The organism is Flavobacterium sp. (assembly GCF_035195345.1).
Taxonomy (GTDB): Bacteria; Bacteroidota; Bacteroidia; order Flavobacteriales; family Flavobacteriaceae; genus Flavobacterium.
The window spans coordinates 2548738-2563626 of the sequence record NZ_CP136574.1 but is presented as its reverse complement, the minus strand read 5'-3'; the positions used below and the strand labels follow the sequence as shown (position 1 = coordinate 2563626).

12 protein-coding genes are annotated in these 14889 nt (G+C 32.9%); 5 read left to right on the top strand and 7 right to left on the bottom strand.

The genetic code is table 11. From position 1 onward, the window contains the following. Positions 1-61: 61 nt before the first annotated feature. Complete coding sequence (locus tag RSE15_RS11895; RefSeq protein ID WP_324068769.1) at positions 62-385, top strand: hypothetical protein; 324 nt, start codon at positions 62-64, stop codon at positions 383-385. A 164-nt stretch (positions 386-549) separates the two neighbouring features. Here the strand turns inward: RSE15_RS11895 and RSE15_RS11890 are convergent, their stop codons facing one another. Beyond that, the gene (locus RSE15_RS11890) at positions 550-2016 is read right to left on the bottom strand and encodes an aminoacyl-histidine dipeptidase (protein ID WP_324068768.1); all 1467 of its coding nucleotides are present in this window, start codon (positions 2014-2016) and stop codon (positions 550-552) included. Between the two features lie 132 nt (positions 2017-2148). Between RSE15_RS11890 and RSE15_RS11885 the strand changes: the two genes are divergently transcribed. From RSE15_RS11885 to RSE15_RS11870, 4 genes are read left to right on the top strand one after another with little or no spacing between them, the layout of a single operon-like run. Beyond that, the gene (locus tag RSE15_RS11885) at positions 2149-3201 is read left to right on the top strand and encodes a DUF3810 domain-containing protein (protein ID WP_324068767.1); all 1053 of its coding nucleotides are present in this window, start codon (positions 2149-2151) and stop codon (positions 3199-3201) included. Between the two features lie 30 nt (positions 3202-3231). Next, positions 3232-3726 carry an RNA polymerase sigma factor gene (locus RSE15_RS11880; RefSeq protein WP_324068766.1) on the top strand — a complete coding sequence of 165 codons (495 nt, stop codon included), beginning with the start codon at positions 3232-3234 and terminating at the stop codon, positions 3724-3726. 3 nt (positions 3727-3729) lie between these two features. Continuing rightward, positions 3730-4371: a DUF8845 family protein gene (locus RSE15_RS11875; protein ID WP_324068765.1), complete on the top strand. Its 642-nt coding sequence runs from the start codon at positions 3730-3732 to the stop codon at positions 4369-4371. Beyond that, entirely contained in the window at positions 4371-5225 is an 855-nt protein-coding gene (locus RSE15_RS11870) for a TraB/GumN family protein (RefSeq protein ID WP_324068764.1), read from the top strand. The genes RSE15_RS11875 and RSE15_RS11870 overlap by 1 nt, the downstream gene beginning before the upstream one ends. Before the next feature lie 56 nt (positions 5226-5281). On the opposite strand, the gene RSE15_RS11865 is transcribed toward RSE15_RS11870, so the two are convergent. The 6 genes from RSE15_RS11865 to asnB all read right to left on the bottom strand — a co-directional run bounded on the left by RSE15_RS11865 (position 5282) and on the right by asnB (position 14823). Beyond that, positions 5282-5743, bottom strand: a complete 462-nt coding sequence (locus RSE15_RS11865) for a gliding motility lipoprotein GldH family protein (RefSeq protein ID WP_324068763.1) — start codon at positions 5741-5743, stop codon at positions 5282-5284. Between the two features lie 79 nt (positions 5744-5822). Beyond that, on the bottom strand, positions 5823-8744 hold the full coding sequence (secDF, locus tag RSE15_RS11860; protein WP_324068762.1) for a protein translocase subunit SecDF: 2922 nt from the start codon (positions 8742-8744) through the stop codon (positions 5823-5825). Between the two features lie 302 nt (positions 8745-9046). After that, the gene (gene mdh / locus RSE15_RS11855) at positions 9047-9979 is read right to left on the bottom strand and encodes a malate dehydrogenase (protein WP_324068761.1); all 933 of its coding nucleotides are present in this window, start codon (positions 9977-9979) and stop codon (positions 9047-9049) included. Between the two features lie 28 nt (positions 9980-10007). After that, a complete protein-coding gene (locus RSE15_RS11850; RefSeq protein WP_324070466.1) occupies positions 10008-11003 on the bottom strand; it encodes a DUF6588 family protein in 996 nt (331 codons plus the stop codon). Further along, positions 10996-12936, bottom strand: coding sequence for a DNA topoisomerase (ATP-hydrolyzing) subunit B (gyrB, locus tag RSE15_RS11845; RefSeq protein WP_324068760.1), 1941 nt, complete (start codon positions 12934-12936; stop codon positions 10996-10998). The genes RSE15_RS11850 and gyrB overlap by 8 nt, the downstream gene beginning before the upstream one ends. A gap of 270 nt (positions 12937-13206) precedes the next feature. Then, a complete protein-coding gene (gene asnB, locus RSE15_RS11840) occupies positions 13207-14823 on the bottom strand; it encodes an asparagine synthase B (protein ID WP_324068759.1) in 1617 nt (538 codons plus the stop codon). Positions 14824-14889 lie beyond the last annotated feature (66 nt).

The following is a 14889-nucleotide window of genomic DNA, read 5'->3' as shown; positions in this document are numbered from 1 at the left end:
AAAAAATGAGCATATTTTCAAATTATAAGTAAGCCTCACAAAAATTGTAAAACGAGAGAAAATGAAGATACTTCACTATTCAATTTTAACTATTATTTTGTGTTTGCTTTTACAAAGTTGCAAAAAAAATAGACCAGAAGAATTTATAAATCTTAATCAGAAAACAATTGATTCTGGACATTTTGTGGCGACGATTTACTCCAAATCCAAATCTGATAGCACAATACTTTACACAGACACAATAGCTGGAAAATTATTTGGTGGAACGGAATTTGAAACTAAATGGTTTAATAATTCGGTTAAATGTTTAGTCCCAAAATATATTCCAGAGAAAACATATCGAACCAGTACAAACTTAAAAGTAATTCTAAAACATAAATTATAGGCCAGCTTATATCAGCGGTTTGCTTTACCTAGCTATCGCTAGCGTCATACCTGTGAACACAATGTAAAGCTGATAAAAAATAGTTACGAGTAAGATGCTCGCCCCAGCACAAAAAAAATCCCGAGCTAGCTCGGGATTTCCTCTTTATTCTATTTTCTATTCTCTTATTTCTTCTCTGGAATATTCTCTAAAATTTCTAAAACAAACTTCCAAAATTTCTGAGACGATTTAATGGATGCTCTTTCATCTGGACTGTGTGCTCCGTGAATGGTTGGTCCAAAAGAAATCATGTCCATGTTTGGATAGTTCGTTCCTAAGATTCCACATTCTAATCCAGCATGACACGCGACTACTTTTGGTTTATCTCCGTTTTGTTTTTCGTAAATTGAAGTCAAAACGTCTAAAATTTCAGAGTTTACATTTGGTGTCCAACCTGGATAACTTCCTCCAAATTCTACTTCGCAACCAAATAATTCATACGCCGAGCGCAAGCTATTTGCTAAATCCATTTTAGAACTTTCTACCGATGAACGCGTTAAATTCTGAATCGAAATTTGCCCGTCTTTTACAATTATACGTGCAATATTATTAGAAGTTTCTACCAAGTCTTCCATATCAGCCGACATTCTGTAAACGCCGTTGTGTGCAGCATAAATCGCTCGTAACAAACCTTCTTGCACACCTAAATCCATTACTTTTGTAGGAATCGTATCGTTTTTAACAATTTCAATCGTTAAATTTGGTTCCATCGTTTTGAATTCGGTTTTGATGTCGCCAATTACTTCTTGCATGTCAAAAACAAACGCTTCGTCATACATTTCAGCAATAATAACTTTCGCTACACTTTCTCTTGGAATCGCATTACGCAAACTTCCTCCTGAAATTTCGGCAATTTGCAATCCAAAATTCTCAAATCCGTCAAATAACAAACGGTTCATGATTTTGTTGGCATTTCCTAATCCTTTATGAATATCCATTCCGGAGTGTCCACCGTGTAAACCTTTCACAGTAATCGTGTAACCCACAGAGCCTTCAGGCGTTTCTTCTTCGTTATAACCTCTTGTTGCAGTTACGTCAATTCCACCTGCACAACCGATATCGATTTCATCATCTTCTTCGGTATCTAAATTTAATAAAATTTCACCTTGTAACACACCGCCTTTTAAGTTCAAAGCGCCTGTCATTCCAGTTTCTTCATCGATTGTAAATAAAGCTTCAATTGCAGGATGTTTAATATCAGTAGATTCTAAAATCGCCATAATCATCGCAACTCCTAACCCATTATCAGCACCAAGTGTAGTCCCTTTTGCACGAACCCAATCACCATCGACATACATATCGATTCCTTGCGTGTCGAAATCAAAATTCGTGTCGTTGTTTTTTTGGTGCACCATATCCAAATGTCCTTGCAAAACAATTGGTTTGCGGTTTTCCATTCCTGGCGTTGCTGGCTTGCGAATAATAACGTTTCTGATTTCGTCTTCAAACGTTTCTAATCCTAAACTGGTTCCGAAGTTTTTCATGAATTCAATCACACGCTCTTCTTTTTTAGACGGACGTGGTACCGCATTCAAATCGGCAAATTTGTTCCAAAGTGGCTTTGGTTCCAGATTTCTAATTTCTTGGCTCATTATATTTTTTGTGTTTTTTTGTTTCAAGTTTCAAGTTTCAAGTTTCAAGTTTCAAGTTTAAGATAACAAAGTTACAAAGTTTAATTTCTTTACAAATTGATTTGTGATTATATTTACGTTTTAAAATACGCTGTGAAAAGAAAATTCATACTTCCTCTTCTTTTAATAATCCAAATCATCGTTGTAAAAACGATTGGTTTATTTCCTGATTTTGTAGAAACCTGGTACAGTAAAGGTTTTTATCCGAAATTGGCTTTCTTGTCAAGAAAAGCATTGGGTTGGTTACCATTTTCGCTTGGTGATGTGATTTATTTTATCCTGATTTTACTATTATTACGATGGATTTGGAAGCACCGAACTGGCTTTTTCAAAGAATGGAAAAATAACGGATTGGCTATATTGAGTTGGGTTTCTGTTTTTTACTTTTTCTTTCATATTCTTTGGGGAATGAACTACTACCGAATTCCGTTACATGAAAAACTACAGATTGAAAAAGAATATTCGGCAGAACAATTAAAAACGTTTGCAGAAAAAATGTTATTGAAAACCAATGAATTACAATTACAAATCACAAAAAATGATTCTATTGCGGTTGTGATTCCGTATTCGCATGACGAAATTTATAATTTGGCTTTGAAAGGCTATGAAAATATTCCAATTGATTTACAAGAATTCCGTTATGAAGTAAAAAGCATCAAATCATCGTTGTTTAGTTATCCTTTGAGTTATATGGGATTTGGTGGTTATTTGAATCCGTTTACCAATGAAGCGCAAGTGAATTATTTAAAACCTAAATACACTTCACCTTTAACCACTTGCCACGAAATGGCGCATCAAATAGGAATTGGAAGCGAAAGCGAATGTAATTTCATCGGATTTATAACGGCAGCTAAAAATGACGATTTGTATTTCCAATATTCAGCATACAGTTTTGCGTTGCGTTATGCGCTGAATAATTTAGAAGCTTTAGAAGAAGGAAGTTCGAAGCCTTTTGCAGATAAAATCAACAAAGGTGTTTTAAAAAACTTTGAAGAGAACAAAATCTTCTGGAATCAATACAAAACACCTATCAATAGCTTTTTTGAATATTTCTACGATAATTTCCTAAAAGCCAACCAACAAAAAGACGGGATGGAAGGTTATAGTAAGTTTGTAGGATTAGCGATTGGGTATGAAAACTTGTAACAAATTTGTGCAAAAAACTACTTATTATTTATGAAATCAGAATCGGAAATACTTTTTGTGCAACAACTCAAAGAAAATCAGAATATAATCCACAAAATTTGTAGGTTATATACTACTGATTCAGATGCACATAACGATTTGTTTCAAGAAATTACCATTCAATTATGGAAGGCTTTTCCAAACTTTAGAGGAGATTCTAAGTTTTCTACTTGGGCATATCGTGTAGGGCTAAATACAGCTATAACCCTTTATCGAAAAAAGAAACGTACCGTTGACACCATTGAGTTTGATAATGCCTTTCACAAGGTGACTCAGGAGGAATATAACTTTGAAGATGAAGAAAAATTAAAATTGTTATACAGCGCCATTAGCGAGCTCAACGATATTGAAAAAGCCTTGGTTTTCTTATATTTAGAAGATAAAGATTATACTGAAATTTCTGAAACATTAGGGATTAGTGAAGTAAATGCACGGGTAAAAATGAATCGTGTAAAAGGAAAATTAAAAAAAATATTAAATCCGTAACAGATGGATGAATTAGAAATATTAAAAAAAGATTGGAAAAAACAAGAAGGTTCATTCCAACAAATAGGAGAAAAAGAAATTTACAGAATGCTCCACAAGCGATCCTCTTCTATCGTGAAATGGATTGTAGTAATTAGCATACTAGAGCTTTTACTATGGACAAGTATATCTGTTTTTTCTGCAGATGAAGAGTATTTTAAAACCTTAAAAATATATCATTTAGATACTGCAATGCCTATAATTGCATTTGTAAATTATGGTGTTATTTTATTTTTCATCTACTTGTTTTTCAAAAATTATAAAGCAATCAATACTACAGACACTGTAAAACAATTGATGCAAAGCATATTAAAAACTCGAAAAACTGTAAAATACTATGTTTGGTATAATTTAGGGATGACCGCTTTTTCATTTATTTTGGTCTTTATTTTTCAATTTATGTATGATCCAAATATTCGGAGAATGATAGATAAAGTTTCTCAAAATGTAGATCCAAATATTTTTTATTGCATAATGATTGTTATTTATGCTGTTATAATTACTGTTTTCATTGGACTAATCTGGCTGTTTTACCGCGTTTTATATGGTATTTTAATGCGAAGACTTCAGAAAAATTACAATGAACTCCAAAAAATAGATTATTAATGAAAAAGCTATTCATTTCTCTTTTAACCTTACTTACAGGTTTGTCATTTTCTCAAGAATTAGAAAAAAGTTTACTTTGGAAAATATCGGGTAATGGTCTACAACAAGACTCATTTTTATATGGAACCATTCATATAACTTGTGATGCTACTTTGGATGAAAATACAATAAAAGCACTTGGAAAAACAGAACAATTGTCTTTAGAACTCGACATGGATGAAAAATCATTGCAAATGCAAATGATGAAACACATGATGATGAAAGATGGCACAAAATTGTCTACTTTATTAAATGCGGATGATTTTAAAACAGTTGATGAATTTCTCAAAAAAAACATCAACATGTCGGCAAAAATGTTTGATAGTTTTAAACCATTTATTATAACAACAATGTTGTACCCAAAGATGATTGATTGCCCTTTTCAATCGGTTGAAAATGAATTGATGAAAGTAAGCAAGGAACAAAAAGAAGAAATCTTTGGACTAGAAACTGTGGAAGACCAAATGAAAGTATTTGATGCGATTTCCTACCAAGTTCAGGCCGATGAATTAGTAAAAATGGCTAAAAGTGATTTACAAAAGGACAAAGATGAACTAAAAAAAATGATGAAAATCTATCAAAGTAAAGACATTGAGGGCATGCTTAAAATGATGGATGATTCAGATAACAAAATTACTTCAGATAATCAAGATGTTTTGTTAAACAATAGAAACAAAAACTGGATTCCCGTGATGATAAAAACTATGAAAGCTAAACCAACATTTTTTGGCGTTGGTGCGGGACATTTAGCGGGAGAAGAAGGGGTAATTAAATTATTGCGTAAGGAAGGATTTACAGTTGAAGCTGCAAACTAGACACTGTGGAATAAATTATATCATAAGAAAGCGGTTAGAAATTCTAACTGCTTTTTTTATTTTTGTTTCTCGACTACAATTCCTACTCCTAACACATTTGGCAGATAAGGTCCTTTAAATTTACTTTTAATACTAATTTTGTATTTACCTTTTTCAAGTTTTTCAAAAGTTTTAATAGATTGGAACACATCACAAACATCACCTGTACAATCGCCAATATCATTTCCTGACTCATCAATAAGTTTCATAACCACAGGGAGTGTTTCTGCCATGTCATCAGGAGTTGAAATTTCGACTTCTAAAGGCACTTCCTTGAATTGAAAACCGCTTATGTGACCAATGTGTAATTTGACATCACAAACTTCCTCAGATTGCATATTTTCAAATTCAAATGACTTCACATCTTTGCTTTCCCAACGATTATCTGTAAAATCACGATTAAATTCGTCAAATACTTTATTCTTATTACAAGACATTACTACGAACACAAGAGCAAATAAAAAAAGTTTAGCTTTCATAATTTATCATTTTAGAATTATAAATATAAAAAAAGTCCTGAATAAATCAGGACTTTTCAATATAATGTAAACTAATTACTTAGTCTTCTTTTTTAAATTCAGCCATTTTACGACCTTCTTTTTCACCAATTGTATCTTGCATCACTGGAGTTGCAATGAATAATGAAGAATAAGTTCCTACTAAAATACCCACTAAGATAGCAAATACGAAACCTCTAATAGTTTCACCTCCAAAAATGAAGATTGCCACTAACACAACTAATGTTGTTGCAGAAGTATTGATTGTTCTACTTAAAGTAGTATTTAATGCTTTGTTAACTAATCCTTTGAAATCTGGTGAGGAATTGTAATCTAGGTATTCACGAACTCTATCAAATACAATTACAGTATCATTCAACGAATATCCAATAACGGTTAAGATTGCAGCAATGAACGCTTGGTCAATCTCCATGTTAAATGGTAAGATTGTATAGAAAAATGAGAAAATACCCAATACAATAATTACGTCATGCGCAACTGCTATAACAGCAGCTAATCCAAATTGCCATTTACGGAAACTAATCATTAAGTAAACAAATACAACAAATAATGAACCTAAAACTGCCCATAAAGAGTTTGTTTTAATATCTTTTGAAATAGTTCCTGTTACTTTAGCAGATGATAAAATACCAATTTCTTTACCTTCGTATAAATTGGCAAACTTTTCATAGGTTAAATCAGCTGGTAAATATTTCTTTAAACCTTCATATAATTTTTGGTTTACTTCTTTATCTACACCTTCGCCTTCGTCTTCAATTTTATATTTAGTAGTAATTTTTAACTGATTATTACCTCCATAAATTTTAGCTTCAGCACTTCCAAAAACAGCTACTAAATCAGCTGTAACTTCTGGAGCCGAAACCGCTTTATCGAAACGTACTTGGTACGTTCTTCCTCCTACGAAGTCAACCCCTTGATTTAATCCTTTAGTTGCTAATGAGAAAATACTTAATGCTACTAAAAGACCTGAAATTATATAAGCAATTTTCTTTTTCCCTAAGAAATCGATATTTAAGTTTTTAAACCAAGTTTTAGTTAACGAAGTTGAATAAGCTAATTTTTCGTTTCTGTTTAAACTCCAATCTAAGAACATTCTAGTTACAAAAACTGCAGTGATAACAGAAGTAAAAATACCAATTAATAAAGTAGTAGCAAAACCTTGAATAGGCCCTGTTCCAAACACTAATAAGATAATAGCTGTAATCGCTGTAGTAACGTTAGCATCAATAATAGATGACATCGCACCTTTCCAAGTAAAAGCATAATCAGTAGCTTCTTGTACCGATTTACCATTATCTAATTCTTCTTTTGCTCTTTCAAATATGATTACGTTAGCATCTACCGCCATACCGATTGTTAAAACGATACCTGCAATACCTGGCAATGTTAATACCGCACCAAAACTTGCTAATGTTCCAAAAATGAATAAGATGTTTACTAATAAAGCTAAGTTAGCATAGAATCCAGTTTTACCGTAGTAAACTACCATCCATAATAATACTAAAGCAAAACCAATAACGAATGATAACATACCATTATCAATAGCTTCTTGTCCTAATGATGGCCCTACTACTTCTGATTGAACAATTTCTGCTGCAGCTGGTAATTTACCTGCTCTTAAGATGTTTGCTAAATCTTTTGTTTCTTCAATTGTAAAGTTTCCAGAGATTTCTGATTGACCTCCAGTAATCGCTCCTTTACTTACACCTGGTGCAGAGTAAACGATATTATCTAAAACAATTGCAATAGCATTTCCTTGTTGAGAAACTGCTCCTGTAATTTGTTCCCATTTTCTTGATCCGTTACCATTCATTTGCATAGAAACGGCTGGTTTACCTAATTGATCAAAAGTATCTTTTGCATCAACAATAACACCACCACTTAAAGGAGCAACATTATCTCTTGTTCCTTTTAATGCATATAAATCTGTAATATCTGGATTTTTTTCGTTGGTTTTTCCCCAAGCAAATCTAATGTTAGTTAAATTAGCTGGTAATAAAGCTTTAATATCTGCTCTTTTTAAATACCCGTTAATAACTGCAGTATCTTTAGTAGCAAATGTTCCTACATGTGGAGCACCTTGCTGACCTGGAGCTAACATTTTACCTAAGAAAGGACTATTATTTGCAGCTGTAGTATCTGCTTTATCTGTTAATAAAGAATCTATTCCAGTTGTTTTAGTTGGTGCCGCTTTAACAGCTACTTCTGTTTTCTTTAATGCATCTTCTACAGACATTAAATATTGTCCAACTTCTTCAATTTTATAGGTTTCCCAAAACTCTAATTGAGCAGTACTTTGCAATAATTTTTTTATACGATCAACATCTTTAGCGCCTGGCAATTCTACCAAGATTCTACCAGAATTTCCTAATAATTGAATATTAGGTTGAGTTACACCAAATTTATCGATACGCTCTCTTAATACTTTGAAAGCACTTTCTACTGATTCTTGAACTTTTTGTTTGATGATTGGCTCAACTTGTTTGTTGGTCATATCAAACTTGATAACTTCATCTAAGTTTCTATTTCCAAAAACATCAGCAGCAGCCAATTTCACATTTGCTGCATTAGCTGCTTCAAAGAAAGCATCAATATAATCTTGATTTCCTTGTTGGTTTGCTTTTGCATCAGCAAGTGCTTTTAGGAAAGCTGGATTTTTAGAATCATTAGCTAATCCTTTCAAAACATCTTTAACTGAAATTTGAAGGATTACGTTTAATCCACCTTCTAAGTCAAGACCTTTGTTGATTTGGTTATTGGTAACTTCTTTGTAAGTATGTCCTAAGTATACTTCTTCTTTTCCTATAGAATCTAAATAACGTAATTCCTTAGCAGCATCTCCTTTTGCAAAAGCTTTTGCATCAGAAACAATACTATTTGCTACGAAAGTAAAAGAAAGTTGGTATACACATACCAAAGCAAAGATAATTGCGAAAAATTTAATAAGTCCTCTATTCTGCATTATACTAAAATTTATTTATTCTATATTATAAAAACGGACAAATATATAATTTACAATAAGATTAAGCAATTTTATTTTGGATTAAAATAGCCTTTTTAATAAATTTTAATCGCAAATCCTTATTATTACCTAATAATTAAACACTTACAACAAAAAAAAGTAATTCACAATCCTTCATTTATTGTTTAAAACTTATTAATTTACAGCAAAAAATGCAATCTTATTGTGTTCATAAAAAATGTCATAACAAAAAAAAACTGCCAATTTATTGACAGTTTTTGTATTTTATTTTTAAGATAAAATTACAATACTGATTTCAAATCTGCATTCATGTTACGAACTGCATCTGCACTTTTAGCAAATAATGCTTTTTCAGCTTCATTTAATTGCACATCAACAATTTTCTCAACACCATTTTTACCAATAATACATGGAACTCCCATACAAATATCTTCTTGTCCATACTCTCCTTCTAAGAATACTGAACATGGAATCATACGCTTTTGATCATTTAAAATACTATCAACTAAATAAGCCACAGAAGCTCCTGGTGCATACCAAGCTGAAGTTCCTAACAAACCTGTTAATGTAGCACCACCCACCATAGTGTCAGCAGCTACTTTATCTAATTCTTCTTGAGATAAGAAATTAGAAACCGGAACACCATTGTAAGATGCTAAACGTGTTAATGGAATCATTGTAGTATCACCATGACCACCAATAACCATACCTTGAACATCATTAGCTGGTTTATCTAATGCTTTTGATAAATAATATTTAAAACGAGAGCTATCTAAAGCACCACCCATTCCAATTACTCTATTTTTAGGCAATCCTGTAGCTTTTAATGTTAAATAGGCCATAGTATCCATTGGATTAGACACTACTACTATAATTGCATTTGGAGAATGTGTTAAAACGTTATCTGCAACCGACTTAACAATTCCAGCATTGATACCGATTAACTCTTCACGGGTCATTCCAGGTTTTCTTGGAATACCTGAAGTAATTACTACTACATCACTTCCTGCAGTTTTAGAATAATCACCAGTTGTACCACTCAATTGTGTATTAAACACAGTAGTTGTAGCGCATTGCATAATATCCATAGCTTTACCTTCGGCAAAACCTTCTTTAATGTCTACTAATACAACCTCACTTGCAATTCCTCTGTACGATATAACGTCTGCACATGTTGCACCTACGTTTCCCGCACCTACTATAGTTACTTTCATTTTATTGTGTATATTTAAAATTATTAAATTAAAATTGATATTGAACTCCCATATTTCCGTTGACAAATTTACCAAAAGCAATTGAACTTTGCAGATAAAATTTGCTTATTTGATATCTACCTGAAATTTCACCTATTGCATTCCATTTGGTTTCTTCAAGCTGTGGAATAAGCTTATTGATTGGATCTAAAAATACTGAAGGTTCAGAACTATCACTATATACCTTATAATTAAAATCACTCACATTAGTAATTATACTTCCAATAATTTCGAAATCCTTAATTCCTTTTGAAACAGCTAGTTGAAAATGATAAGTATTAATTTTACTACTAAATCTATCCAATCCTAAATTACCAAAAGTTGCCGTTTGGACATCTAAAAAATCAAATCGGATTTCTTCATTTGAATAAACCGTTAGCAATGAAATATTGATTTTCTTTTGTTCTAACTTTGAAAAATACTGACTAAAATTATGCTTTAAACCAAATCCATATACCTGATAATCGCCCTTTTTAAGTTTGGTTCGAGTTGAATATCTTCCTACAAATTCAAATCCATAAGGTAATCCTACGCTCGCTTGCAAATAAGGATAAACCACTACTTCTTGATTAATTCCTTCAGGAGTTTTAAATCGCACTTGTTGACCATCTAAATCTCCTACCAAATAAACTTGATTATCATTTCCTAAAGTAGAAGGAACAACTGCGGTTTCTGCATTTTCTATTTCAAAAAATAGAAAATCATCATTACTTATTTGAAATTCTCTATCCTTTTTAGGAACAAAAAAAGTATTTACATGTAAACCTAAATCAACTTTCCATTTTTCTTTTTTCTTTGCCGAATTCATCCAAGATGAAGAAGCTTGATAAACCGCTGCATCTGTTGCAGGAGTAATATACTGACCCGAATAGAAAAGGGCATCTGTTAACAGATACCCTATTTGTTCATTTACAGTCTGAGCCTTACTTTTTTGTGTAAAAAAGAAAGCAGCAAATAATCCTATTATTATACCCGATTTACGCATCAATTTTAGCGTAAGAGGCATTCTTTTCAATAAACTCTCTACGAGGCGGTACCTCATCACCCATCAACATTGAGAAAACTCTATCCGCTTCTGCCAAACTATCGATTGTAACTTGTCTGAACGTTCTGTTTTCTGGATTAAGAGTCGTGTCCCACAATTGTTCTGCATTCATTTCCCCAAGACCTTTATAACGTTGAATAGCAGCATTTCCTCCCATTCTTTCATTAGCAACATCACGTTGAACATCGTTCCAAGCATACTCTTTTTTGTTTCCTTTTTTAACCAAATATAAAGGTGGAGCTGCAATATATACGTGACCTTTTTCAATAAGTTCTTTCATATATCTAAAAAAGAACGTTAAAATCAAAGTTGAGATGTGAGAACCATCGACATCGGCATCACACATAATCACTACTTTGTGGTAACGTAATTTTTCTAAATTTAAAGCTTTTGAATCTTCAGCGGTTCCGATTGTAACTCCTAATGCGGTAAAAATATTACGAATTTCTTCGTTTTCAAATACTTTGTGTTGCATTGCTTTTTCCACATTCAAAATTTTACCACGTAAAGGTAAAATTGCTTGGAAAAATCTATCACGACCTTGTTTAGCTGTTCCTCCTGCCGAATCTCCCTCTACAAGGAAAATTTCGCATTTTTCTGGATCTTGTTCTGAACAATCTGATAATTTACCTGGCAATCCTCCACCACCCATAACGGTTTTACGTTGCACCATTTCACGTGCTTTTTTAGCAGCATGACGTGCTTGTGCAGCAAGAATTACTTTTTGAACTATGATTTTAGCATCATTTGGATTTTCTTCCAAATAATTTTCTAACATTTCAGAAACCGCCTGAGAAACTGGAGAAACTACTTCTCTATTTCCTAATTTAGTTTTGGTTTGACCTTCGAACTGTGGTTCTTGCACTTTTACCGAAATAATAGCTGTTAAACCTTCACGGAAGTCATCTCCTGAAATTTCAAATTTTAATTTATCCAACAAACCAGAAGCATCCGCATATTTTTTCAACGTACGCGTTAAACCCATACGGAAACCTTGTAAATGTGTTCCTCCTTCGTGTGTATTGATATTATTTACATAAGAGAAAATATTCTCGGTGTAACTTGTATTGTAAATTAAAGCAACCTCAACAGGAATCTCACCTTTTTCATGCTCCATGCTAATTACATGAGTAATGATAGGTTCACGATTTCCATCTAAAAACTTAACAAATTCTTTTAAACCTTCTTTAGAATGAAAAGTTTCAACTGGTTGAGAACCGTCTTCTGCTAAATTTCTTTTATCAGTTAAAGTAATGGTGATTCCCTTATTTAAGAAAGAAAGTTCGCGTAAACGAGCCGCTAATGTGTCGTATGAATATTCTAATGTTTGGGTAAAAATAGTAGCATCTGGTTTAAAAGTAACCATAGTACCTCTTTTATCAGTCGTTCCAATTTGTTTTACTGGATATAACGCTTTACCTCTTTCGTATTCTTGCTCATAGATTTTACCTTCACGATAAACCGTTGCACGTAAATGGTCAGAAAGTGCGTTAACACACGAAACCCCAACACCATGCAAACCTCCAGAAACCTTATAAGAATCTTTATCAAACTTACCTCCTGCTCCAATTTTAGTCATTACAACTTCTAGTGCAGAAACGCCTTCTTTTTTGTGTAAATCAACTGGAATACCACGACCGTTATCTTCAACTGAAATGGAATTATCTTCGTTTATTGCTACATAAATAGTATCACAATGTCCAGCTAACGCCTCATCAATAGAGTTATCAACCACTTCATACACTAAATGGTGTAATCCACGAACTCCAGTATCTCCAATATACATGGAAGGTCGCATTCTTACGTGCTCCATTCCCTCTAAGGCCTGAATACTATCCGCAGAATAACCACTTTTCTTATTTTCTTCACTCATAATATTTGTGCTAAATAAAGTATTTTTATATCAACAAATATAACTAATTAGAAGAAAAGAAGAAATAAAAACCAATCGAACTCACCTCTAAGTTATTAACATTTGTTAATTTCAAACAAAAAGCGCTTAAATCGAATAAAAACTAGCTTATTTTGAATTTTTGCACTTTTTTTGATTTTAGCGAAATAGAATAAAAACAAAAAGCCTCTTTAAAACTCAATTAAAGAGGCTTTTAAAAATCAACAAACCAAAAAATTTAAAAAATCAAAACTAAATTTTCTCCAATTCCACTGAAATCGACACATCTGCCTTAACATGAGCAGCATTGGCTCTACCACTTGGATCTTGGTTTTCTTGCCATTTTGGAATCCATTTACGAACCGTTTGAGCAGCACTTTCTTGTGGAAAATGTTTATGAAATATGCTTCTGTAATAAAAAGCCTCTTTTGTAACAGGTGTATTGTAAGGAAAAAACTGTTTTGCTTTTTCAAATTCATCATCTGTAACTTGGCTTGAGCAATACTCAATTAAAGTATCAATCCAGTTGTAACCTACTCCATCAGAAAATTGTTCTTTCTGACGCCATAAAATCTCTTCGGGCAAAAAGGGTTTTTCAGGTGTATCAAATGCTTTTCTCAAAATATATTTTTCAATTCCGTCGTACGATTTTGGCATTTTTTCTTCAGGTTGAATTTTGATGGCTAAATCCAAAAATGCTTTATCTAAAAATGGAACTCTTGCTTCTAATCCGTGCGCCATGGTTGATTTATCGGCACGAAGTAAATCGGCAGTAAATAGCTTTTGAACGCGTTCGATGGTTTCTTTTTGGAAATCTAATACGGATGGCGCATTTCGGAAATACAAATAGCCTCCGAAAATTTCATCTGCTCCTTCACCTGATAATACCATTTTGATTCCTTTTTCCTTGATTGCTTTCGATAAGAAATACATCGGTGTACTAGCACGAATTGACGTTACATCATACGTTTCTAAATGCCAAATCAATTTATCTAAAATTTCGATTCCTTGTTCGACTGTGAAATGAATTTCATGATGCGTAGTTCCAATGAAATCCGCTACTTTTTTTGCAGCAATTAAATCGGGTGCCGAAGCATCTAATCCGATAGAAAACGAATGCAATTCTTGTCCAGTTCCTTCTAACAATCTTGACGTTATTGATGCGATTAACGATGAATCTAATCCACCCGAAAGCAATACTCCAAAAGGCACATCGCACATTAATCGTTTTTCTACCGCTTGTGTTAAACTTGATTGCAAAGCTTGTAAATCTAATTTTTCAACTGCGGTTTCATGCGCTTCCCATTCTGGTTTATAATATTTTACAAAACCTGTTTTTTCAGTATAATAATGTCCAGGAGGAAAAGTTGAAAACGACTTACATTGGTCGGTAATAGCTTTCATTTCTGAAGCAAAATACAAACGACCTCTTTCATCCATTCCGTAATACAAAGGTTTAACTCCAAGCGGGTCGCGAGCTACTATATAATCATCTCCATCGATAACGACTAATGAGAAAATTCCGTCTAACATATCGCAGAAATCATAATCAAACTCCTCATACAAATGCACTATAACTTCTGAATCGGATGTAGTCCTAAATGTATGATGTTTTAAAGTTGTTTCTCTTAATTTTTTGTGATTGTATATTTCGCCATTATGCACCATCCAAGCGGAATCGGTTCCTTGAATCGGTTGTTTTCCTGTATGTAAATCGACAATTGACAAACGCTCGTGCGCCAAAATGTGCCCTTTCTCCGTTACATGAATATCACTTTCATCTGGACCACGATGACTCATTCTTTTTGATAATTGCTGCACTAATGTTTCTTCCTTTCCTTTTCCAATAATGGCTAATATTCCACACATAACTTTTTAGTTTAAGAGTTGATAAGTTTAAGTGATATTTTAGATTCACTTAATTTGATGAAGCAA

What these genes read in the sequence shown, in the direction of transcription:
- RSE15_RS11895 (WP_324068769.1), top strand. Translation starts at nt 62, where the DNA reads ATGAAGATACTTCACTATTCAATTTTAACTATTATTTTGTGTTTGCTT.
- RSE15_RS11890 (WP_324068768.1), bottom strand. Translation starts at nt 2,016, where the DNA reads ATGAGCCAAGAAATTAGAAATCTGGAACCAAAGCCACTTTGGAACAAA.
- RSE15_RS11880 (WP_324068766.1), top strand. Translation starts at nt 3,232, where the DNA reads ATGAAATCAGAATCGGAAATACTTTTTGTGCAACAACTCAAAGAAAAT.
- RSE15_RS11870 (WP_324068764.1), top strand. Translation starts at nt 4,371, where the DNA reads ATGAAAAAGCTATTCATTTCTCTTTTAACCTTACTTACAGGTTTGTCA.
- secDF (WP_324068762.1), bottom strand. Translation starts at nt 8,744, where the DNA reads ATGCAGAATAGAGGACTTATTAAATTTTTCGCAATTATCTTTGCTTTG.
- asnB (WP_324068759.1), bottom strand. Translation starts at nt 14,823, where the DNA reads ATGTGTGGAATATTAGCCATTATTGGAAAAGGAAAGGAAGAAACATTA.
- RSE15_RS11850 (WP_324070466.1), bottom strand. Translation starts at nt 11,003, where the DNA reads ATGCGTAAATCGGGTATAATAATAGGATTATTTGCTGCTTTCTTTTTT.
- mdh (WP_324068761.1), bottom strand. Translation starts at nt 9,979, where the DNA reads ATGAAAGTAACTATAGTAGGTGCGGGAAACGTAGGTGCAACATGTGCA.
- gyrB (WP_324068760.1), bottom strand. Translation starts at nt 12,936, where the DNA reads ATGAGTGAAGAAAATAAGAAAAGTGGTTATTCTGCGGATAGTATTCAG.
- RSE15_RS11865 (WP_324068763.1), bottom strand. Translation starts at nt 5,743, where the DNA reads ATGAAAGCTAAACTTTTTTTATTTGCTCTTGTGTTCGTAGTAATGTCT.
- RSE15_RS11875 (WP_324068765.1), top strand. Translation starts at nt 3,730, where the DNA reads ATGGATGAATTAGAAATATTAAAAAAAGATTGGAAAAAACAAGAAGGT.